Consider the following 20,778-nt stretch of genomic DNA (forward strand, 5'->3'; position numbering starts at 1 on the left):
GGGCATTTTCTTTTTGCGGTGAGGCGAATGCTGGCGCCACGCCTCACCGTCGTCCGCGCCTGATGCACAATTGCGTACTCGGCGGGGACGATAGCGGTGGGCATGGCCGCACCGCGTTCTCCGACTAGGTCCGGCCCGCGCAACGCCCTATAACCCGCCTGACAACCACGCGAGGGACCACATGTCTGAAGCTCAAATCACGGACTGGCTGGCGTCGCAGAAGCAGGCGATGATCGATCTGCTCCGCGATGTCGTGAACATCGATTCCGGCTCCTATGACAAGGAAGGCGTCGATGCGGTCGGTGCGCGGTTCGAGCGGCATTTTGCCGAGCACGGCATTCCGTTCCGGCGCGAGAACCACGACGCCTTCGGCGACGCGATCCATGCCGAGGTGGCAAAGCCCGGCAGCAACGAGAGGCCGGTGCTGTTGATGGGACATCGCGACACCGTGTTCGGCAAGGGTGAAGCCGGGCGGCGGCCGTTCACGATTCGAGACGGACGCGCCTACGGTCCCGGCGTCGCCGACATGAAGTCCGGCGTCGTGATGAACATCTTCGTGGCGACCGCCTTCCACAAATTCGGCGGCAACCCGCATCCGATCAAGCTGCTGATCACCTCGGACGAGGAGATCGGCTCGCCCTCCTCCCGGCCGGTGATCGAGCGCGAAGGCCGTGCCGCCCGCGCCGTGTTCAATTCAGAGCCGGGCCGCCCCACGGGCAACGTCGTGACGGGGCGCAAGGGCGGCATCTTCATGCATTTGGCCATTACCGGCAAAGCCGCGCATTCCGGCGCCAATTTCGCCGCGGGCGTCAGCGCGATCGGCGAGCTGGCGCACAAGATCGTCCAGATCCACGCGCTCACCGATCTCGACAAGGGCATCACGCTGAATGTCGGCCTGGTCTCGGGCGGGCAGTCCGTCAACACCACGGCGCCTTTTGCCGAAGGTCAGATCGACCTGCGCTATGTCGATCCGGCCGATCGTGCGCGGGTGATGGGAGCGATCGAGACGATCGTCGCGAAATCTTACGTGCCGGGCACGAGCGCAACGCTGACCATCAAGGGCGAGTTCGTGCCGGTGGTGCAGAGCGCGGAGTCGAAAGCGCTGTTCGAAAGCTACCAGGCGGCCGCAAGGCGGGCCGGCCTCACCACGCTCCAGGGCGAATTCTCCGGCGGCTGCGCCGATTCCGGCTTCACCGCCGCCGTTGGCACGCCGACCATCTGCGGCCTCGGACCGGTCGGCGGGCTCGCACACACGCCGGAGGAATATCTCGAGCTCGACAGCATCGTGCCGCGCGCGCAGGCGCTGGCGCTGGCGATCCTGCGGGGGTGAAGCGCTCCCCGTCATGCCCGGGCTTGCCCCCACGTCTCTCCGAAACCGCCGATGCACGTGAATAGCCGGGTCAAGCCCGGCCATGACGAGGAGAGCGTGTCGTCACGAATAACTCGGCGCGTCGGGCTTGCGGAAGATGTGGATGGGGTCGCCCGGCACGATCGGCGATCCCGAGAACATCGCATAGGCATAGAGCGCGAGATAGGCGATCGCGAGCGCGCCGACGGCGTAGAAGGCGAAGGTCGCGATGCGCTTCATCGATCCGCTCCATGGCCGTCCCGAACGGGACGCTCAGGGCGCTTCTAGAGCGATGACGAGAAAAAGGCCAGCCTCTGCGCCCCCTTCGGGCGGCGATCAAACGCCGCGGCGGCCGCGCGCGGGAAGGCTGACATCGGCGAGCCTGGCCGCGTCCTCGTCCTGGTCGACCGCCACGTACCGGCCGTGCCAATAGGCCAGCGCGGCGGTGCGGGCCGAGCTCTTGATGTCCCTGACGCGGCCGATGACGATGCCGTGCGAGTGGCGTTCGACGATCTCCTCGACCTCACAATCGAAGGCCGACAGCGCGCCCGCCAGGAGCGGAACGCCCGAGACCGCCGTCACCCACCGGCTGCCTGCGAAACGATCAGCGCCCTTTAGCCCGCCCTTGCCGGAAAAGCGCTCGGCGACATCCAGCTGGTCGGCATTGAGGATGTTGACGCCGAAGGCGCCATGGCGGCGGATCAGCGGAAAGGAGGAGGCATCGCGGTTGATGCTGACCAGCAGCGTCGGCGGCTCGACCGACAGCGAGGTCACCGAGGTCACCGTCATGCCGGTGATGTCCTTGCCCCTGCCGGCGGTGATGACGCTGACGCCGCCGGTGAGATGGCGCATGGCGCCGCGGAAATCGGCGGACGAGACGGGGATTTCAGTCATGAGATCGCGGGGCACTACATTCATGGCATTGCTCCCCGAAGCGGGGTTCCCTGCATTTAGGTACGATCGTCCGCCGATAACAGGTGGCTCAGGATCGAGCCTTCGAGGCCGGCGAGCTCGGCCGAGCCGCGCTGGCGCGGCCGGACGGCGTTGACCGTGACATCGTGGGCGATGCGACCATCCTCGATCACGAGCACGCGATCCGCCAGCGCGACCGCTTCGGCGACATCGTGGGTGACGAGGATCGCGGTAAAGCCCTGGTCGCGCCAGACCCGCTCCAGCAGGCGCTGCATCGAGATGCGGGTCAACGCATCCAGCGCGCCGAGCGGCTCGTCGAAGGCGAGCACCCGCGGACGGGAGACCAGCGCGCGGGCGAGCGCAACGCGCTGCTTCTGGCCGCCCGACAGCACTGATGGCCATTGGTCGCGCTTGTCGGCGAGGCCGACCTCCGTCAACGCCTTCTCGGCGCGTGCGTGCGCGTCTTGCGACGCGCGATCGCGGCCGAGGCCGACTTCGACGTTGGACAGCACACGCGCCCAGGGCAGCAGCCGCGGCTCCTGGAACATGACGCGGATGTCTTCGGGCTGGACATCGCAGCCGAAGCTGATGCCGCCGGAATCGATCTGCTCCAGGCCGGCGATCAAGCGCAGCAATGTGCTCTTGCCGCAGCCGCTCTTGCCCACGATGGCGACGAACTGGCCAGCGGGGATGTGCAGGTCGATGCCGCGCAGCACCTCGTTATCGCCGAAGGATTTGCGAAGGCCACGGATGCTGAGCGGCAGGCCGGTGGTTTGCGCCGCGCGCTCCTCGCGCACCACGCGGGCGTGAGGTGCGAAATTCGCGCGGCTGCCAAGTTCAGACTCGGGAAGGGAGGTACGAAGCGCTGTCTGCATGTGATTCCCAGTCTTTCTGCTCAACGTTTCTGGAAGGCGGGGTGCCAAGAGAGCGTCGCCCGCTCCAGCACGCGGGAGGCGCTGTCGGCGAGCTTGCCGAGCAGGGCATAGATCAGGATCGAGAGCACGACGACGTCGATCAGCATGAACTCGCGGGCCTGCATCGCCATGTAGCCGAGCCCTGAGGACGCCGCGATGGTCTCGGCGACGATCAGGGTCAGCCACATGATACCGAGCGCGAAGCGGATGCCGACGAAGATCGATGGCAGCGCGCCCGGAAAGATCACGCGGCGGAACAATTCGCCGTCGGTCATGCCGTAGATGCGGCCCATCTCGATCAATTGCGGATCGACGGTGCGGATGCCGTGCAGCGTGTTGAGGTAGATCGGGAAGAACACCCCTAGCGCCACCAGGAACAGTTTTGCGCTCTCGTCGATGCCGAACCAGAGGATGACGAGCGGGATCAGCGCCAGATGCGGCACGTTGCGCACCATCTGCAGCGTGGTGTCGGTCAGCCTGGCCGAGAGCTGCGACAGGCCGTTGGCGAGGCCGAAGGCGAAGCCGATGCCGCCGCCGATCAAAAAGCCGATCGAGGCGCGCCAGAACGAAACCCAGATGTTGCGGATAAGCTCGCCGGAGAGCAGCAGCTTCCAGCCCGCGAGCAGAACGTCGCTCGGCGCCGGCAGAACGCGTGTCGGCACGAAGCCGGTGACGCTCGCGATTTGCCAGATCGCGATGATGGCGAGCGGCACGATCCACTGGACCAGGCCGTCGACGCGGGGCAGGCGGATGCTGCGCGGAAGCGAGATGCTGTCGATCAGGCTCATGACTGCGACACCCGGTGCTGCGGACGGAAATCGCTGCCGACCGTCTCGCCGAACGGACCGCCGTTGAAGTGCAGCCGGGTCACATTGCTAGGGTGCTCCAGCGAGAGCAGCGGGAACACCAGTTCGGCGAAGCGGTAGGCTTCCTCCAGATGCGGGTAGCCCGACATGATGAAGGTATCGATGCCGATCTCCTGATACTCCCTGATGCGGGCCGCCACGGTCTGGGCGTCGCCGACCAGCGCCGTGCCGGCGCCGCCGCGCACGAGGCCGACGCCGGCCCAGAGATTGGGGGCGATCTCGAGCTTGTCGCGCATGCCGCCGTGGAGCTGCGCCATCCGCTGCTGGCCGACCGAGTCCATGCGGGCAAAGTTCTTCTGCGCCAGTGCGATGGTTTCGTCGCTGACATGCCTGATCAGCTCGTTGGCGGCTCGCCAGGCCTCCTCATTGGTCTCACGGACAATGACGTGAAGGCGGATGCCGAAGGAGAGCTTGCGGCCGCGCGCGCTGGCGACCTCCCTCACCTTCGCGATCTTCTCGGCGACGAGTGCGGGCGGCTCGCCCCAGGTGAGATATTTGTCGACGGTATCGACCGCGACGTCGATGCCGGCATCCGAGGAGCCGCCGAAATACAGCGGCGGGCGCGGCGACTGCACTGGCGGAAACAGCAGCTTGCCGCCTTCGACATGGATGTGCTTGCCCTCGAAATTCACCGTCCTCCCGGCGAGCAGGTCGCTGTAGACACCCAGGAACTCGCGGGTGACCTCATAGCGCTCGTCATGGCCGAGGAAGATGCCGTCGCCCTTATTCTCGACGGGATCGCCGCCGGTGACGACATTGACGAGCAGCCGGCCATTGCTGACGCGATCGAGCGTCGCCGTCATGCGCGCGGCGACGCTGGGCGATTGCAGGCCGGGCCTGACGGCGACGAGGTAGCGCAGCCGCTCGGTGAACGGCGCGACGCTCGATGCGACGATCCAGGAATCCTCGCAGGATCGCCCGGTCGGCAGCAGCACGCCGAAATAGCCGAGCTGGTCGGCGGCCTGCGCGATCTGGCGCAGATAGTTGAAATTGACCTCGCGGCCACCGATGCCGGTGCCGAGATAACGGCCGTCGCCGTGGGTCGGCAGGAACCAGAGGATGTTGGTGTTGGATTGCTTGCTCATGACTATGCTCACGATCCTGACTTCCGGGTGACGTCGGAGATCCTGATGGATTTCGGGATGAGGCCGAGCGCGAAGAACGCATCAGCCACCCGCTGCTGGTCGGCGATAACGGCGTCGGTGATCGCCTTGATGCCATAGGACTGCCGCTTCAAGGCGACCTCGACCACGGGGACCGAAAGGCCGATCGTCGGGGCCAGCTGCTCGGCGACCGCGTGGATGTCACCCTTGGCCCAGTCGTCAACGGTGCTGAGCTCGGCGAGCACGGCGTCGACGATCTCAGGATTGGCATCGAGGAATTTCTTCGAGGAGAAGTAGAACTGATAGTTGGCGACGATGCCGGAGCCGTCAGCCAGCGTGCGCGCGCCGGTGGCCGCTTCCGCCGCGGCCTGGAACGGATCCCAGATCACCCAGGCATCGACCGCGCCGCGCTCGAAGGCCGCGCGCGCATCGGCGGGGGCCAGGAACACCGGCTCGATCTCCGAATACTTCACGCCCGCCTTCTCCAGCGCCTTGACCAGGAGATAGTGGACGTTGGAGCCCTTGTTCAGCGCGACCTTCTTGCCTTTGAGGTCGGCTACCGATTTCAGCGGACTATCCTTCGGCACCAGGATCGCCTCGCCTTGTGGGGCCGGCGGTTCATAGGCGACGTACTGGATCGGCGCGCCGGCGGCCTGCGCGAAGATCGGCGGGGCTTCGCCGGTGTTGCCGAAATCGATCGCGCCGACATTGAGCGCTTCGAGCAGCGGCGGGCCCGACGGGAATTCGGTCCACACCACCTTGTAGCCGGCGGCGGCCAGCTTCGGCTCCAGCGTGCCCTTGCTCTTCAGCAGCACCAGCTTGCCGTATTTCTGGTAGCCGATGCGGACCACCTTGTCCTGACCGTAGGAGGTGCCGACGGCGGCGGCGACGATGCCGATCGACAGCACGATGGCCGCGATCAGACGCTGGATGATACGCCTCATGTTCAGACCTTTTGAAATGGGGAGAGTGGTCGGCACGATCAGGCCGCCGGGTTGCGCCAGACGATGTCGCGGATCGCGATCGGCTTCGGGATCAGGCCGAGCTTGTAGAATCGGTCGGCGACGCCCTGCTGGGTCGCGACGATCTCGTCGGTGACGGGCCCCACCACGAAGTTCGCACGATTGGCGGCGAGGGTCTGGATGTCCAGCGGGACGCCGGTGATCGCAGCGAGCGATCTGGCGACCTCGTCGCGGTGCTGTTCAGCCCAACTGCCCGCGGCGGTCGTCACGTCGACGATCTGCCGCAGGATCGTTCCATGGTTCTTCGCGAAATCGCGATTGGCGATGTAGAAGGAATTCGTCTTGGTGACCTCGCGCGCATTGATCAGGATGCGGCCGTTCTGCCTGGTCTCGCCGATCGCGAAGTACGGATCCCAGATCGCCCAGGCTTCGATGCTGCCATTGGCAAAGGCCGGGCCCGCATCCGGCGGCGCCAGATAGACCGGCGTGATGTCGGCATAGGTGAGACCGGCCTTCTCCAGCGTCTGCACCACGACGTTGTGGGCGCTGGAGCCCTTGGTGAAGCCGACGCGCTTGCCCTTGAGGCCGGCGATGTCGCGGATCGCCGAGTCCTTCGGCACCAGGATGCCCTGCCCGTTGGTGATGGGCTGGCCCGCGGCATAGACGATCGCAGCCCCGGCGGCTTGCGCGAACACCGGCGGAGAGTCGCCGACCGCGCCGAAATCCACGCTGCCGACATTCATCGCTTCCATCATCGGCGGGCCCGAGGAAAACTCGATCCATTTCACGTCGATGCCCAAGGCAGTGAAATGTTTTTCCAAGCTCGCCTGCTGGCGCGCGATCACCAGCACGCCGGTCTTCTGATAGCCGATACGAATTTCCTTCACAGTGCCTTGCGCGATTGCAGGCGCGGCGATCGCTGCGGCGGCCGCAGTTCCGATCGATAGTTTGAGAAAGTCACGACGCTGCATTCCACACTCCCGGCCACGTGAGGCCGTTGTTCATCTTCGTGTGGAGGATGATGGTGCGGGTTGTTGGAGGTGTCGAGACGTCCAGGAAAATAGCGATGCGCGCACTGCGCGCGCGGCCGTGCGCATGATTAATCTTTCAAGCGCGCGCGATGGTGCAGAGAGATTCTTTTCGCACGCGGATGTGAGCGATGCACGGTTCCAGTTCGTGATCGCGAAGCACCGAACTGCGAAATGTCGAAAACAACCCCATGCACAGTAGCCGGCGGCAAGGAGATCAATGGCTTACGCCTGAAGCGATCTGGTCAGGCAAATCCTTTGCTCCGTCGGGCAAAACAGGCGCATGATGAAATGATCAGCATGGCGCGCGCACGTCTGCGGGCTCAATGCCCCCATCTCACCGGCAGATTCTGCAGCCCGCGGAACGCCCAGCCGCCGATCCGCACCGGCTCGTCATCGGCGATCTCCAGCTTCTTCGCCCGCGCAAACACGCTCGGTAGCGCGACATCGGCGATCATGGCGCGGGACGCCCAGGCGCCGGCGCAGAAATGCGGGCCGGCACCGAACGCGACGCTCTTGGTCAGGTCGCGGCGCACGTCGAACTGATCGGCGCGGTCGAAATGCTTTTCGTCCCGATTGGCGGAGCCGAACATCAGGAACACGCGCTCATCAAGCTCGAATGCCACGTCGCGAATGCTCCAGGGCTTTGCAATGCGGCGCGGCGACATGCCGATCGGCGAGATCCAGCGGGCATATTCCTCGAACGCCTGCAACCAGGTCACCTCTCCCCTGCGCACGAGGTCGAGCTGCTCGGGATGGGTCAGCAGCGCCCATACCGTGCCGGCGATCGCCTTGCGTGGTTCGTTCTGGCCGCCGGAGATCGCAAGTTTTACATTTGCGCGCACGCTCTCCATCGGCATGCCGGAGGCGAGAAGGACGCCGAGGATGCTTTGGTCGGGATACTTGCGCATCACCGGCAGAATGTCGTCGATCGCAGCGTCGATTCCCGACGTCGCGGCATGGCAGCGCGCCTCGACGGCGGGATCACCGGCGTAATTGGCGATGCCCTCGATCATGCCTTGCGACCACGCGTCCATGTCCTCATAGCGGATGTTGGTGAGTCCGGTGATCGACTTCAGGCATTCGCCGGAGAACGGCAGCGCGAAGTCGCGCATGAAATCAGTCCGGCCCGGCTCGATCGCGTCGATGATGCGATCCGCATGCGCCTGGAATTGCGCGGTCCAATGCGCCTTCACCGTCCTCGGCGACACCGTCGGGAACATCGCGCGGCGCTCGACCTGGTGCGCCTCGCCGTCCTTGCGCATCATGTTATGGCCCATCAGCCGGTTCATCAGGCCGGCGGGCTGGTGCGAGGAGAACACGTCGATCTGCTTCTCGGAGATCGAGATGTCGTCGCGGCTCGTCAGCAGCGTCGAGCCGAGCTGCGGCACGAAGGCGATCGGCGCGTCCTTCCGCATCGTCGCAAGCATCGGATAAGGGTCGGCCCAGAACGCGGCCGGGTCGATGTCGATGCGCGGCGCGGTGCTCAAGATGGTCTTCCCTTGGTTCCCGAGATGTCAGGACAGACTAGCTGGCCACGCGGCCGCCGTCTGTCCCCAACGATAGGGACAGGCCATATTGAAGCGCGTGTTCAGAAGCCGGGTGCGCGGGGGACATCGCGCGGGCATGGCATGGATGCCGGCGAACCCACTTGTGTCAGGAAGATCGGTCGGTCATTCGTCGCCGGCGTCTGTCCCTGGCGATAGAGACGAAGAGAACCGAGCTACTGCGCCTCGGCGATCTTCGCTCCAGACGGCAGCATCTGCGCGTTGGCTGCCAAGGGCCGCTTCGACGGCGGTGCCGGGTCCGGGAATCGGAAAGCGGCGTCGGACGGCGCTCCCTGGGATGGGCGACGGGCGGCATTTGCCGGAAGCACGATCACTTTCGCGCCGACCTTCACCCTCTCGTAGAGGTCCACGACGTCGTCATTGGTCAGCCGGATACAGCCGGACGACACGCGCTTGCCGATCGTATCGGGCTTGTTGGTGCCGTGAATTCGATATTCGGTCTCGCCCAGATACATCGCCCGCGCGCCGAGCGGATTGCCGGGACCGCCAGCCATGAACCGCGGCAGATAAGGCTGACGCGAGACCATCTCCACAGGCGGATGCCAATCCGGCCATTCTGCCTTGCGGGCTACGGTCTGCTCACCGGACCATGTGAAACCTTCGCGGCCGACACCGATGCCGTAGCGCATCGCCTGCCTGTCGTTCAGGACGAGATAAAGGAATGTGTTCCCGGTATCGATGATCACCGTGCCCGGCACCTGCCGGCTGGCGTAGTCAACCACCTGCCGGACCAATGCTCCGGGACCATCGGCGTCGGCTTTGGGCGGTTCGACCAGAGGCGCCGGGGCGGGGATCGGAGCCGGAGTTGGCGCCGATGCATGAACCGGAGGCGCCACGTAAACTGCGCTGGACGATGCCCGGGCTTCCTGCGCGGGCGGCTTCCGCACCGGTTGCACGCTCGCCGGGCGAGACAGCAAGCCATATCCCAATGCGGCGACGGCCAGAGAGCCAATTGCAACCCTCGCCGCCATCGGGATTGCGATCGTCTCTGCCTTCTTGCCGCGCTTGGCCCGCTTGCTCATGTCTTTTCCCAGGTCACCATGCCCAAGAGAGGTAACCAGCAAGTTTTAAGAAACTTCGAAGCGATCTCGCCCGGGCCGGAACCGGCAGCGATGGTTAATACCGGATTCCGGCTTGGCAGTATGAGAATAGAGCGCTTGCTCATCAGGTCACGACGTAGACGGCGAACTCCTCATCGCGGAAAGCCGAGGTCCGTATCGCCAGGCGGAGGGACACACTCCGCTCGTTCGTTAATGGCGGCTTCGGGCCATTAACGGACCTGCTCCCGGCGTGACGACATCGAGCCGATTCTGCCAATGGGGCAACCAGAACTCTTCGACGCGGGGTCGGCCCCACGCGTCCTCCTTGATCGACGGTTCGAAAAGCAGCGTCAACCGGCGTTCCCGCGGCCAATCAACATGCCATTGGTCTTCCGAAAGGATTTCGACGTGGCGACACCTTCAGTTCAGGCCGCGAGGCCCCGCAAGCAGACCCAGCACGATCGCGAACAATTCGTTCTGCGAGGAGATGCCGAGACGCTCATAGGCACGCTTGCGGTAGGTCAGGGTCGAATGCAGGCTGATGCCGAGTGCTTGCGAGATCGCCTCGGAGCTGAAGCCGAGCAAGATGCGGCGGCAGACCTCCTGCTCGCGCGGCGTCAGCGCGGAGAGTGGCGCGCGCCCCGCGAACAGTGCGGCGAGGTTCTGGTCGGGCGTCGCGGTCGAATCCTGCTGGAAATGACGTGCGACACTGGCACCGATCGCGGGCGCGATCGTTTGAAGCCGCGCACGCTCGGCGTCGCTGAAGCGGCCTTGCGCGGCGATGCGGTAGAAATTGACGTAGAAGCAGGTGCCGCCAGTCCAGATCGCGGTCGCGCATTTGTCGACGATGCCGGAATCGTGGAAGAAAAGCTTGCGGTAGCGCGCGCTATACATGCGCGGCGCGAAGGCCGGTAGCATGATGGGCGCATCGCCGTCGCTTTCGAGCAGGGCGTCCCGGTTGGGATCGATCGCGTGGAACTGGCCAGCATAGGCCGCGCCGAGATCTCCGCCGATCGGAATGTTGCCGGCATCGAGCAGGCAGCTTGCCGCACCCGCGCGGCTCAGGGCGAACACCATGCAGTGGCCGACGCCAGCCTGCCGCCGCAAGGTGTCGATCAGGACATTTGGAAAATCGGAGCGGCCGATGGCGAGCACGGCGGGCGTGACGTCGCCAGCCGCCAGGCTCGGGCCTGTTCCGTGGGGCCGCATCATTTCCTCCGTCAGACGTCCTTTTGCCGGAGGATAGCAGCAAGGGGATTTCACCGGAAGGAGGGAGCGGCAGCGCCGTTGAGCCTCCAGGGGTCCGGTCCGGCGCCCCAACGCCTTCTCGCCGGCCGCCTCACAAGGCCGCCCTGTGCACTCAATGGTGGTGGCGCATCTTGTGGCCATTGTGCCCGCCATAGCCGCGGAGCTCGGCGTATCTTCGCATCTGGTCCGGGCTGAGAAGGTCGGCGGTCGCCAAATGATATTTAAGGTGCGCTTCCCGCAGATCGCCCTGCGTGGCGGCAATTGCCGCGGTCGATGCTTTGAGGCTGGCCGGCGTGACGGTGCGGCTTGCGAACAGCCGGTCCAACTCGGCCTCCTGCGCAATCAGCCGCGAGCCCAGGGGCTGCGCTTCCGCCTTCATGGAGTCGAACAGTGCCTTGACGCGATCGCGCTGGCCTGCGTTGAGCTCCAGCTTGTCGGCCAATTCGAGAACGTGAGACGGACCCGGGTAACCGTTCAGCTCAGCCGCGAGCGCCAAACCCATGCCGCGCCCGGCATCGAGGTCCGAGACCTGCTGTTCGGACAGCGCCTTGATCTGGCGTGCCTGCATCCCGGCGTAAGGGGTCTGGGCGAAGACGGAAGCCGACGCCAGCAAGAGCGCGCCGGTCAAGAAAAGTCGCCGCATGGGTCCTCCCGCTCATATCGCTGCAAGATCTTGACGGGGAGCTTAGCCGCCACGGGACGAAGGCGGCAATCACGTTCTGGGGAATTCGGCGGCTCCGTCGCCGGGGCCGCTGAAGACGGAAACAGTCATGGCGCCGCGATGCCGACTGGACGCCGGAAGACGCAGCATTGCGTTGGTTTGCCCATCGAACCAGACTCGCGAACGAGCCTTGCGTTGGATTAATTGGACTTGCCGCGTCGCTGAACCGACGCGCGTCGGCTCGCGGCAAGAGGTATGCGCGCGCCCTACCCCGCCCGCGCCACGTTGATCGCGAGCTTGCCGTAGCGATCCGTGAAGGCCTCCGTGTCGATCTCCTCCAGCTCGATCTCGCCGCTCATGACGCCCTGCTTCCAGGCCGCCTGCGCCGGGTCGTTCTGGAACTCCGGCATCACCTCCCGGCCGAACAGCTCGAGCGATTCACAGATGTGCTCGTGGCTGTTCTTGCCGGCCTGGTTGAGCAGGATGACTTGGTCGATATGCGAGGACTGGAAGCGCTTCAGTTTCTTTCGGATCGTCTCGGGCGAGCCGATCAGACCGCCGCGCAAGGCCGCCTCCTGCGCCTCGGGGTTGTCGCGCTTCCACTTGTTGTACTCGTCCCACATGTTGACGGTGTAGGGCGCGGGCCGCTGGCGGTTCTGCGAGGCGCCGTAGAAGCGCAGCGCAAACTGGAAGAAGGTGGCGCCGTCGGCGCGCGCACGCGCCTCCTCGTCGGTCTTGGCGCACATGAAGAACGAGACCAGCGCCATGTTCGGGTTGATCTCGTAATCGGCGAGCTTGTGCAGCCGCTTGGTCATGGCGTTGTAGTAGGCGTGCACCCAGGCATGGGCAGCATCGGCGCTGACGAACTGGAAGCCGAGCGCGCCAAAACCGTGACGGCCGGCGCGCTCGATGGTCGGCAGTTGCGAGCAGGCCATCCACAGCGGCGGATGCGGCTTCTGCACCGGCTTCGGCACCACATTGCGCAAGGGAATGTCGAAATACTTGCCGTGATGCTCGCTGCCGGCATCCCTGAACATCGGGAAGATCGCGGCCACGGCCTCCTCGAACACCTCCTTCTTGGTCTCCATGTCGCGGCCGAACGGGGTGAGCTCGGTGATGGACGCGCTCTCGCCCATGCCGAACTCGCAGCGGCCGTTGCTGAGCAGATCGAGCACCGCGACACGCTCGGCGACGCGCGCGGGATGATTGGTGGTGAGCTGCAGGATGCCGTGGCCGAGCCGGATGTTTTTCGTGCGCTGACTTGCCGCGGCGAGGAAGGATTCCGGCGAGGGCGAGTGCGAATATTCCTCGAGGAAGTGGTGCTCGACCACCCAGGCATGGTCGTAGCCCAGCTTGTCGGCGAGTTCCATCTGCGAGAGCGCGTTCTGGTAGAGGGCGAGCTCGTCGCCGGCCACCCAGGGCCGCGGCAGTTGCAGCTCGTAGAAGATGCCGAATTTCATGGCGTCGCTCTCCCGCATTCTTGTTGTTGACGTCATCTTAATGCGCGAGGCGGCGCTGTCTACGAAGTCCCAATTCCGCTCCGCGGACATCGCTCGGGGGGTCGCACGATCACACAACGCTGATGGTGCGGTGTGCAACGCAGCGTTCGCCCTGAGCAGGTTGATCTAGATCAAGGCACCAAGACCTCGTCCACCTAAGGTGCCGACAAGGCAACGGCCCGGATGCCGTCCCGATTCCCACATCATTTCGAAGAGACCGAATATGTCGGCCCCTGACGACACGACCGCGCGCGTGCGCCGTAGGCGCATGGAGATTTTCGCTTTCCTGTTTCTGACCGCTGTCGTGATGCCCGTCCTCGCGGTCGGAACGGTCGGCTCCTACGGGCTCGGCGTCTGGATCTACCAGATGTTCGCCGGCCCTCCCGGCCCGCCCTCCCGCCATTGACTCCCCCAGAGCGAAAGACAGGCATCATGGCCCAGGTCTCACTCGACAAAGCCACACTGAACCGCCGCGCATTGATCACCGGACGGCTGCTCAGCGCCGACCGTATCGTGCCGCCGCCGGGCGCCGAGATCGCCAGCATCATCGTGCAGGCGCGCCCCGAGCGTCTCGCCGAGCTCGAAGCCGAGATCACCGCGCTGCCCGGCTGCGAGATCCACGGCCGGGATCCCCGCGGCAAGCTCGTCGTCGTGACCGAAGCGCCCGATGCCGGCAGCCTCGGCACCATGCTCAACACCATCCAGTCGCTGCAACACGTCTATTCCGCGGCACTGGTCTTCCACGCCATTGAAACCGCCTGAGTCAGGAAGAGCCATCATGACATCGCCCAAGCTCGACCGCCGCCAGATGCTGAAGCTCGAGGCCGCCGCAATCGCGGCCGCCGCCGCCGGCATGCCGGTTCCTGCGCTCGCCGCCAATCTCGTCACCGAGCGCAGCAGTGCCGAAATGAAATGGGACAAGGCCGCCTGCCGCTTCTGCGGCACCGGCTGCTCGGTGATGGTCGGGACCAAGGACAATCGCGTCGTCGCCACTCACGGCGACATCAAGTCCGAGGTCAATCGCGGCCTCAACTGCGTCAAGGGCTACTTCCTCTCCAAGATCATGTACGGCCACGACCGCCTGACCCAGCCGATGCTGCGCAAGACGGGCGGCAAATACGACAAGGACGGCGAGTTCACGCCCGTGTCCTGGACCGAAGCCTTCGACATCATGGAGCTGAAGTGGAAGGAGGCGATCAAGAAGCGCGGGCCGAACGGCGTCGCGATGTTCGGCTCCGGCCAGTGGACGATCTGGGAAGGCTATGCGGCCTCGAAACTGTTCAAGGCCGGCTTCCGCACCAACAACATCGACCCCAATGCACGTCACTGCATGGCCTCCGCCGTTGCCGGCATGATGCGCACCTTCGGCATCGACGAGCCACCCGGCTGCTATGACGACATCGAGGCGACCGACGCCTTCGTGCTGTGGGGCTCCAACATGGCGGAGATGCACCCGATCCTGTGGACGCGTCTGGCCGACCGCCGTCTGTCTGCGCCGCATGTCCGTGTCGCCGTGCTCTCGACCTTCGAGCACCGCTCGTTCGACCTCGCCGACATCGGCATGGTGTTCAAGCCGCACACCGACCTCTACATCCTCAACGCCATCGCCAACCACATCATCAAGACCGGCCGGGTCAACAAGGACTTCATCGCCAAGCATACCGTGTTCAAGCGCGGCCAGACCGACATCGGCTATGGCCTGCGGCCCGAGCATCCGCTGCAGAAGAAGGCAACCGGCGCGGCGAAACCCAACGACGCCACGGACATGAGCTATGACGAGTTCGTCAAGTTCGTGTCGGAATACACGCTGGAGAAGGCCGCCGAGATGTCGGGCGTGCCGCTCAACCGGCTGGAGGCGCTCGCCGAGCTCTATGCCGATCCCAAGACCAAGGTGGTCTCGTTCTGGACCATGGGCTTCAACCAGCACACCCGCGGTGTCTGGTGCAACAACCTCGTCTACAACATCCATCTTCTGACCGGAAAGATCTCCTCGCCCGGCAACAGCCCGTTCTCGCTGACCGGCCAGCCCTCGGCCTGCGGCACCGCGCGCGAGGTCGGCACCTTCTCGCACCGCCTGCCCGCCGACATGGTCGTGACCAACAAGGCGCATCGCGATCACGCCGAGCACATCTGGCAGCTGCCCGAAGGCACCATTCCGGACAAGAACGGCGCCCACGCCGTGCTGCAGAGCCGGATGCTGAAGGACGGCCTGATCAACGCCTATTGGGTGCAGGTCAACAACAACCTCCAGGCCGGGCCCAACATCAACGAAGAGACCTATCCCGGTTTCCGCAACCCCGACAATTTCATCGTGGTCTCGGATGCCTATCCTTCCGTGACCGCGCTTGCCGCCGACCTGATCCTGCCCACCGCGATGTGGGTGGAGAAGGAGGGCGCCTACGGCAACGCCGAGCGGCGCACCCAGTTCTGGCATCAACTCGTCCCCGCGCCGGGCGAGTCGAAGTCCGATCTCTGGCAGCTGATGGAGTTCTCCAAGCGCTTCAAGATCGAGGAGGTCTGGCCCGCGGAGCTGATCGCCAAGAAGCCGGACGTTCGCGGCAAGACGCTGTTCGACGTGCTCTACAGGAACGGGCAGGTCGACAAATTCCCTGTTACCGACATCGAGGCGGGCTACGCCAACGACGAATCCAAGGCCTTCGGCTTCTACGTCCACAAGGGCCTGTTCGAGGAATATGCCCAGTTCGGCCGCGGTCATGGCCACGACCTCGCGCCGTTCGACACCTATCACCGCGAGCGCGGCCTGCGCTGGCCGGTGGTCAACGGCCAGGAGACGAAGTGGCGCTTCCGCGAGGGTAGCGACCCCTACGTCAAGCAGGGCACCGACGTGCAGTTCTACGGCCATGCCGACGGCAAGGCGCGCATCTTCGCGCTGCCCTACGAGCCGCCGGCGGAATCGCCGGACAACGACTATCCGTACTGGCTCTCGACCGGCCGCGTGCTGGAGCACTGGCACTCCGGCACCATGACGCGCCGCGTGCCCGAGCTCTTCAAGGCCTTCCCCGAAGCCGTCTGCTTCATCCATCCCGACGACGCACAGGACATGAAGCTCCGGCGCGGCGACGAGGTAAAGGTCGTGTCCCGCCGCGGCTTCATCCGCGCCCGGGTCGAAACGCGCGGTCGCGACCGGCCGCCGCGCGGCCTCGTCTTCGTGCCCTGGTTCGACGAATCCAAGCTGATCAACAAGGTGACGCTGGACGCGACCGATCCGATCTCGCTGCAGACCGACTTCAAGAAATGCGCCGTGCGCATCGAGCGGGTGAGCCTGTCATGATGAAAAGATTTGCAATAGTCCTGCTCGCGGTCGCAATCGCCGCGGGTACGGGTTCACTGACCGCGCAGACGGTGACGTCCGGCCTGCGCGGCCCGACACCGCTCAACGACGAGGGACCGGCACCGCCGATGCTGCCGAACCGCAACACCTCCGAGAAGGAGGTGCGCAACTATCCGGAACAGCCGCCGGTGATCCCGCACAGTATCGACGGCTACCAGATCGACCTCAACGGCAACAAATGCCTGTCCTGCCACGCGCGGGCGCGCACCGCGGAATCGCAGGCGCCGATGGTCTCGATCACGCACTTCATGGACCGCGACGGCCAGTTCCTGGCCTCGGTCTCGCCGCGACGCTTCTTCTGCACGGAATGCCACGTGCCGCAGAACACCGCCAATCCGCCGGTCAGCAACGACTTCATCGACATCGACACGCTGCTGTCGCGCGCCAGCCCCGGTGGCCGGCGATGACGACGACCGCTGACGGGCCCAAGGCCGAGCTGAAGACCAAGCGCGGCTTCCTGGCGCGAAGCCGGGAGTTTGCGTTGGAGCTCTGGCAGGTGCTGACCCGGCCGAGCTCGGTATTCGCCCTTGGCACGCTGGTGCTGGCCGGTTTCGTTGCCGGCGTGATCTTCTGGGGCGGCTTCAACACCGCGCTGGAAATCACCAACACCGAGAAGTTCTGCACCGGCTGCCACGAGATGAAGGACAACGTCTACGCCGAGCTGAAGTCGACCATCCACTTCAGCAACCGCTCCGGCGTGCGCGCGACATGCCCGGACTGCCACGTGCCGCACAACTGGACCGACAAGATCGCGCGCAAGATGCAGGCCTCCAAGGAGGTCTGGGGCAAGATCTTCGGCACCATCGACACCCGCGAGAAATTCCAGGACCACCGGCTCGAACTGGCGGCGCATGAATGGGCCCGCTTCAAGGCCAACGATTCGCTGGAGTGCCGCAACTGCCACAGCGCCGATTCCATGGACATCACCAAGCAGTCGCCGCGCGCATCAGTGGCGCACCAGCGCTTCCTGTTCACCAAGGAGAAGACCTGCATCGACTGCCACAAGGGCATCGCCCATCAGCTGCCCGACATGCGCGGCGTTCCCGGCTGGCAGTAAGGCCAGCCTGGCGGCTTGAACGGGCGGAGCGAATGGTTAGTTTTGGGGGATAGCGAATCGCCTCGTTTCGCACCTCTCAAGACAGACATGGCCACCTTCACCCCGCATCAGGATGCCGCCCTCAAGGCCGTCGGCGACTGGCTGAAAGCAAAACCCGGTCGTAACGGCACGCCGCCGGTGTTCCGCCTGTTCGGCTTCGCCGGGACGGGCAAGACAACGCTGGCGCGGCACATCGCCGAAGGCGTCGATGGCGAGGTGAAATTCGCCGCCTTCACCGGCAAGGCCGCCCTTGTCATGCGCAACAAGGGTTGCGACGAGGCCTCGACCATCCATTCGCTGATCTACCGCGCCCGCGAATCCGGCGAGGAACAGCCGAGCTTCGAATTGTGGGACGACGCGCCGGCCTCGAAGGCCAAGCTGATCGTGATCGACGAATGCTCGATGGTCGACGCTGAATTAGGGCGCGACCTGATGTCGTTCGACTGCCCGCTGCTGGTGCTGGGAGATCCCGCGCAGCTGCCGCCGATCCAGGGCGGCGGCTTCTTCACCAATACCGAACCGGACGCGATGCTGACCGAGGTGCATCGCCAGGCGCAGGACGATCCGATCGTGCGGATGTCGATGGATGTCCGCGAGGGACGCGAACTCGACATCGGCCGCTATGGCGAGAGCGAGGTGGTCTCCCGCAAGGAGCTCGACCCCGACCGCGTCATGGGCGCCGACCAGGTGCTGGTCGGCCGCAACAACACGAGGCGCGCGTACAACATGCGGGTGCGCCAGCGCCAGAACATCGAGGACGTCTTTCCGGTCGCCGGCGACAAGCTGGTGTGCCTGCGCAACAACCGCAAGAAGGGCCTGTTCAACGGCGGCCTGTGGCGGGTGAAGTCACGCAACACCTCGCGCTCGAAGTCGCGCATCCTCTCGATGCGGCTGTCTCCGGACGAGGATTTCGGACACAAGGTGACCAAGGTCTCGGTGCGCGCCGATTGCTTCGAAGGCGGCGTCGAGCAGATCGCCTGGGAGCAGCGCAAGCCCTATGACGAGTTCGACTACGGCTATGTGCTCACCGTGCACAAGTCGCAGGGCTCGCAATGGGACGACGTCGTGCTGTTCGACGAGAGCTTCGCATTTCAGGAGTCCAGGGCACGCTGGCTGTACACGGGAATCACGCGCGCGGCGAAGAGGCTGAGTATCGTCGTTTAGATTCGCTGCCGTCGGGTGGGCAAAAGCGCAACGCGCCGTCCCCGCGCTCTCCCTCCGCAAGTCAAAAATCGTGGGTGCTTCGCTTTGCCCGCCCTACGGCACTCTGTCACTTCCCCGCGACGAAGTAGAAATCTTCCCGGCCCGGCGGCGAGCCGTAAGTGAACGGCTGCTGGGCGTGCCTGGTCGCGGCCCAGACGTCGTCGCGGATGATGTCGAACAGTTTCCGGATTTCGACGCGCGGCTGCTTGATCTCGCGGGCGAGCGCCGTGGCGAACGGGCTGTTGGCGGCACCATCGCCGTCCATCGCGGTCTCGCCATGCTTGGCGGCGTAGACCACCATGAAGCCGGCGCCGGGCTCGATGTTGGAAAAGCCCCTGTCGACCAGCTTCAGCGACAGCGTGCGTTGCATGGCCGGCGCGAACGGATTGTCGCGGCAGGCGTCCAGCACCACGAGACGCACCTTTCGCGCGGCCCCGACGGCGGCGATCACCTGCTCCAGCGCGACGGCCTCGGTCTCGGCGTCCTTGTCGGCGGTGAGCCTGGCGTCGACCGGAACCAGATAGTTCACCCCGCCGATCTCGAAACCGTGGCCGGCATAGTAGACCACCGCCCAATCGGCCTTTTCCGCTTCCTCGGCGAAGGCTTTCAGCGTCCGGAAGAACGTGTCGCGGGTGAGATCTTTGGCATCCATCACGCTCTGGAAGCCGAGATCGCGCAGCACGCCTGCGATTAGCTTCGCGTCGCGCGGCGGATTCGGCAGCGCATGGACGTTCTTGTAGGCGCCGTTGCCGATCACCAGCGCAACGCGGCGGCCGGTGGACGCGCCTCCCGGCGTCTGCGGCATCAGCGCGGCGAGCCGCTCCTGCGCCTTGGCGCGGGCGCGCGCGACATCGGGCTCGTCGAACTTCGTCAGCGAATAGGCCGCCGCCCGATAGTCGGCGCGCGCCTGGGCGAGATCGCGCCTCATCTCATAGATCTGGCCGCGGCCGGAATGGGCGCGAACGTTGTTCGGATTGATCTGGATGGCCGTGTTGTAGTCCTTCAGGGCGGCGTCGAGGTCGCCCTTCATCATGCTGACGTCGGCGCGATTGTTGACCGCGAATACGTTCTTCGGCTGCTTCTCGATCAGGCGGTTGCAGTCGGCAAAGGCCTGATCGAACTTGCCCATCATGCCGTAGGTGATGCAGCGGTTGCCGGCGATCTGCGGCGCGGCCGGGTCGATCTTCTCAGCCTCCGCGAAATCGGCGAGCGCACCGTCGAAATCCTTCATCAGCGTGCGCGCGCGGGCACGATTGGTCCAGGCGAGCAGGAATTTCGGCGTGTATTTGATCGACAGGCTGAAATCGTCGAGCGCACTTTGCTGCGCGCCTCTGCGCGCGTGGATGACGCCCCGATTGTTGTAGGGGACACCATAGGTCGGGCGCTTCTGGAGGGCGAGATTGTAGTCCGCCATGGCGAGGTCTTCCTGGCCCTTGCGCTCATGGGCGAGGCCGCGCAGGTTGAGGGCAATGACGTAGTCCGGATCGAGATCGAGCGCGATGGACAGGGTCTCGATCGCATGGTCGTAGTCGCGCCTGTTGATCAGCGAGCTGCCGCGCGCGGAGAGCGCAATGGCCTTGTCCTTGCCAGTGAGCTTGTCGGCCTTCAGCAGATTTTCGCAGGCATTGGCGCGGGCCTGCACGTCGGCCTGGCGGTCGCGGCAGGTGGCGAGCTCGTCGGCTTGCGGGTCGGCCGCGGCGCTCGACACGCCGGCGGCCAGGAGGACGAGGATCAGGGAAACCGCGCGCAGCATGTTGTCGGGCCTGCTCCAGCCGAATTCCTCTTGAGTCGATCATCGATCGCCCCGGTTCATCTAGCGCGGAGTTCCCGGTCTCGCCAAGCGGGCGCTCGCCGGACCGTGCCGCCCGGCTCATTTCACAGACTCGTGTCCGTCCCGCCGTAACAATCGGCGGCTGCGCCCGTATCTCGGGTGATGCGAAAAGGCGGCCGGGCAACTGTTCGTCCGGCCGCGACCGCC

20 protein-coding genes are annotated in these 20,778 nt (G+C 65.1%); 7 read left to right on the plus strand and 13 right to left on the minus strand.

Annotated features, from left to right (window positions below; genetic code table 11):
- Nucleotides 1-181 precede the first annotated feature (181 nt).
- On the plus strand, nucleotides 182-1,330 hold the full coding sequence (locus ACFDR6_RS00090) for a M20 family metallopeptidase (RefSeq protein WP_375856971.1): 1,149 nt from the start codon (nucleotides 182-184) through the stop codon (nucleotides 1,328-1,330).
- Between the two features lie 102 nt (nucleotides 1,331-1,432).
- Here ACFDR6_RS00090 and ACFDR6_RS00095 read toward each other — a convergent pair whose 3' ends face one another.
- From ACFDR6_RS00095 to ACFDR6_RS00150, 12 genes are all read right to left on the minus strand, one after another.
- Nucleotides 1,433-1,588, minus strand: a complete 156-nt coding sequence (locus ACFDR6_RS00095; RefSeq protein ID WP_212088372.1) for a hypothetical protein — start codon at nucleotides 1,586-1,588, stop codon at nucleotides 1,433-1,435.
- A gap of 96 nt (nucleotides 1,589-1,684) precedes the next feature.
- Nucleotides 1,685-2,266, minus strand: a complete 582-nt coding sequence (locus ACFDR6_RS00100) for a flavin reductase family protein (protein WP_375856973.1) — start codon at nucleotides 2,264-2,266, stop codon at nucleotides 1,685-1,687.
- 32 nt (nucleotides 2,267-2,298) lie between these two features.
- Complete coding sequence (locus tag ACFDR6_RS00105; RefSeq protein WP_375856975.1) at nucleotides 2,299-3,135, minus strand: ATP-binding cassette domain-containing protein; 837 nt, start codon at nucleotides 3,133-3,135, stop codon at nucleotides 2,299-2,301.
- 20 nt (nucleotides 3,136-3,155) lie between these two features.
- On the minus strand, nucleotides 3,156-3,962 hold the full coding sequence (ssuC, locus tag ACFDR6_RS00110; RefSeq protein ID WP_375856976.1) for an aliphatic sulfonate ABC transporter permease SsuC: 807 nt from the start codon (nucleotides 3,960-3,962) through the stop codon (nucleotides 3,156-3,158).
- Nucleotides 3,959-5,125: an FMNH2-dependent alkanesulfonate monooxygenase gene (gene ssuD, locus ACFDR6_RS00115; RefSeq protein ID WP_375856978.1), complete on the minus strand. Its 1,167-nt coding sequence runs from the start codon at nucleotides 5,123-5,125 to the stop codon at nucleotides 3,959-3,961. The genes ssuC and ssuD overlap by 4 nt, the downstream gene beginning before the upstream one ends.
- Nucleotides 5,126-5,133: 8 nt before the next feature.
- Nucleotides 5,134-6,087, minus strand: coding sequence for a sulfonate ABC transporter substrate-binding protein (locus ACFDR6_RS00120; protein WP_375856980.1), 954 nt, complete (start codon nucleotides 6,085-6,087; stop codon nucleotides 5,134-5,136).
- Nucleotides 6,088-6,125: 38 nt separating this feature from the next.
- The gene (locus ACFDR6_RS00125; RefSeq protein WP_375856982.1) at nucleotides 6,126-7,076 is read right to left on the minus strand and encodes a sulfonate ABC transporter substrate-binding protein; all 951 of its coding nucleotides are present in this window, start codon (nucleotides 7,074-7,076) and stop codon (nucleotides 6,126-6,128) included.
- A 380-nt stretch (nucleotides 7,077-7,456) separates the two neighbouring features.
- Nucleotides 7,457-8,623 (minus strand): cytochrome P450, encoded by a 1,167-nt coding sequence (locus ACFDR6_RS00130; protein ID WP_375856984.1) that lies wholly within the window; start codon nucleotides 8,621-8,623, stop codon nucleotides 7,457-7,459.
- Nucleotides 8,624-8,856: 233 nt separating this feature from the next.
- Entirely contained in the window at nucleotides 8,857-9,723 is an 867-nt protein-coding gene (locus ACFDR6_RS00135; RefSeq protein WP_375857897.1) for a L,D-transpeptidase, read from the minus strand.
- A gap of 438 nt (nucleotides 9,724-10,161) precedes the next feature.
- Entirely contained in the window at nucleotides 10,162-10,950 is a 789-nt protein-coding gene (locus ACFDR6_RS00140) for a helix-turn-helix transcriptional regulator (RefSeq protein ID WP_212088350.1), read from the minus strand.
- Between the two features lie 151 nt (nucleotides 10,951-11,101).
- Nucleotides 11,102-11,617 (minus strand): Spy/CpxP family protein refolding chaperone, encoded by a 516-nt coding sequence (locus ACFDR6_RS00145; protein WP_375856986.1) that lies wholly within the window; start codon nucleotides 11,615-11,617, stop codon nucleotides 11,102-11,104.
- 299 nt (nucleotides 11,618-11,916) lie between these two features.
- Entirely contained in the window at nucleotides 11,917-13,110 is a 1,194-nt protein-coding gene (locus ACFDR6_RS00150; protein WP_375856988.1) for an LLM class flavin-dependent oxidoreductase, read from the minus strand.
- A gap of 262 nt (nucleotides 13,111-13,372) precedes the next feature.
- Between ACFDR6_RS00150 and napE the strand changes: the two genes are divergently transcribed.
- The 6 genes from napE (at nucleotide 13,373) to ACFDR6_RS00180 (ending at nucleotide 18,761) form a co-directional block, all read left to right on the plus strand.
- Nucleotides 13,373-13,555, plus strand: coding sequence for a periplasmic nitrate reductase, NapE protein (napE, locus tag ACFDR6_RS00155; RefSeq protein WP_212088344.1), 183 nt, complete (start codon nucleotides 13,373-13,375; stop codon nucleotides 13,553-13,555).
- 26 nt (nucleotides 13,556-13,581) lie between these two features.
- Entirely contained in the window at nucleotides 13,582-13,911 is a 330-nt protein-coding gene (locus ACFDR6_RS00160) for a chaperone NapD (protein WP_212088342.1), read from the plus strand.
- Nucleotides 13,912-13,927: 16 nt separating this feature from the next.
- Complete coding sequence (napA, locus tag ACFDR6_RS00165; RefSeq protein ID WP_212088340.1) at nucleotides 13,928-16,441, plus strand: nitrate reductase catalytic subunit NapA; 2,514 nt, start codon at nucleotides 13,928-13,930, stop codon at nucleotides 16,439-16,441.
- Nucleotides 16,438-16,908: a nitrate reductase cytochrome c-type subunit gene (locus ACFDR6_RS00170; protein ID WP_212088338.1), complete on the plus strand. Its 471-nt coding sequence runs from the start codon at nucleotides 16,438-16,440 to the stop codon at nucleotides 16,906-16,908. The genes napA and ACFDR6_RS00170 overlap by 4 nt, the downstream gene beginning before the upstream one ends.
- Complete coding sequence (locus tag ACFDR6_RS00175) at nucleotides 16,905-17,558, plus strand: NapC/NirT family cytochrome c (protein WP_249153350.1); 654 nt, start codon at nucleotides 16,905-16,907, stop codon at nucleotides 17,556-17,558. The genes ACFDR6_RS00170 and ACFDR6_RS00175 overlap by 4 nt, the downstream gene beginning before the upstream one ends.
- Before the next feature lie 87 nt (nucleotides 17,559-17,645).
- Nucleotides 17,646-18,761, plus strand: coding sequence for an ATP-dependent DNA helicase (locus ACFDR6_RS00180; protein ID WP_212088336.1), 1,116 nt, complete (start codon nucleotides 17,646-17,648; stop codon nucleotides 18,759-18,761).
- 106 nt (nucleotides 18,762-18,867) lie between these two features.
- On the opposite strand, the gene ACFDR6_RS00185 is transcribed toward ACFDR6_RS00180, so the two are convergent.
- Nucleotides 18,868-20,553 carry a caspase family protein gene (locus ACFDR6_RS00185; protein WP_375856990.1) on the minus strand — a complete coding sequence of 562 codons (1,686 nt, stop codon included), beginning with the start codon at nucleotides 20,551-20,553 and terminating at the stop codon, nucleotides 18,868-18,870.
- Between the last annotated feature and the right edge of the window lie 225 nt (nucleotides 20,554-20,778).

It is taken from the genome of Bradyrhizobium tunisiense (genome assembly GCF_042263385.1).
GTDB lineage: Bacteria > Pseudomonadota > Alphaproteobacteria > Rhizobiales > Xanthobacteraceae > Bradyrhizobium > Bradyrhizobium tunisiense.

What these genes read in the sequence shown, in the direction of transcription:
- ACFDR6_RS00170 (WP_212088338.1), top strand. Translation starts at nt 16,438, where the DNA reads ATGATGAAAAGATTTGCAATAGTCCTGCTCGCGGTCGCAATCGCCGCG.
- ACFDR6_RS00185 (WP_375856990.1), bottom strand. Translation starts at nt 20,553, where the DNA reads ATGCTGCGCGCGGTTTCCCTGATCCTCGTCCTCCTGGCCGCCGGCGTG.
- ACFDR6_RS00105 (WP_375856975.1), bottom strand. Translation starts at nt 3,135, where the DNA reads ATGCAGACAGCGCTTCGTACCTCCCTTCCCGAGTCTGAACTTGGCAGC.
- napE (WP_212088344.1), top strand. Translation starts at nt 13,373, where the DNA reads ATGTCGGCCCCTGACGACACGACCGCGCGCGTGCGCCGTAGGCGCATG.
- ACFDR6_RS00175 (WP_249153350.1), top strand. Translation starts at nt 16,905, where the DNA reads ATGACGACGACCGCTGACGGGCCCAAGGCCGAGCTGAAGACCAAGCGC.
- ACFDR6_RS00100 (WP_375856973.1), bottom strand. Translation starts at nt 2,266, where the DNA reads ATGAATGTAGTGCCCCGCGATCTCATGACTGAAATCCCCGTCTCGTCC.
- ACFDR6_RS00150 (WP_375856988.1), bottom strand. Translation starts at nt 13,110, where the DNA reads ATGAAATTCGGCATCTTCTACGAGCTGCAACTGCCGCGGCCCTGGGTG.
- ACFDR6_RS00180 (WP_212088336.1), top strand. Translation starts at nt 17,646, where the DNA reads ATGGCCACCTTCACCCCGCATCAGGATGCCGCCCTCAAGGCCGTCGGC.
- ACFDR6_RS00135 (WP_375857897.1), bottom strand. Translation starts at nt 9,723, where the DNA reads ATGAGCAAGCGGGCCAAGCGCGGCAAGAAGGCAGAGACGATCGCAATC.
- ACFDR6_RS00090 (WP_375856971.1), top strand. Translation starts at nt 182, where the DNA reads ATGTCTGAAGCTCAAATCACGGACTGGCTGGCGTCGCAGAAGCAGGCG.
- ACFDR6_RS00095 (WP_212088372.1), bottom strand. Translation starts at nt 1,588, where the DNA reads ATGAAGCGCATCGCGACCTTCGCCTTCTACGCCGTCGGCGCGCTCGCG.
- ACFDR6_RS00120 (WP_375856980.1), bottom strand. Translation starts at nt 6,087, where the DNA reads ATGAGGCGTATCATCCAGCGTCTGATCGCGGCCATCGTGCTGTCGATC.
- ssuC (WP_375856976.1), bottom strand. Translation starts at nt 3,962, where the DNA reads ATGAGCCTGATCGACAGCATCTCGCTTCCGCGCAGCATCCGCCTGCCC.
- ACFDR6_RS00160 (WP_212088342.1), top strand. Translation starts at nt 13,582, where the DNA reads ATGGCCCAGGTCTCACTCGACAAAGCCACACTGAACCGCCGCGCATTG.
- ACFDR6_RS00140 (WP_212088350.1), bottom strand. Translation starts at nt 10,950, where the DNA reads ATGCGGCCCCACGGAACAGGCCCGAGCCTGGCGGCTGGCGACGTCACG.
- ACFDR6_RS00125 (WP_375856982.1), bottom strand. Translation starts at nt 7,076, where the DNA reads ATGCAGCGTCGTGACTTTCTCAAACTATCGATCGGAACTGCGGCCGCC.
- napA (WP_212088340.1), top strand. Translation starts at nt 13,928, where the DNA reads ATGACATCGCCCAAGCTCGACCGCCGCCAGATGCTGAAGCTCGAGGCC.
- ssuD (WP_375856978.1), bottom strand. Translation starts at nt 5,125, where the DNA reads ATGAGCAAGCAATCCAACACCAACATCCTCTGGTTCCTGCCGACCCAC.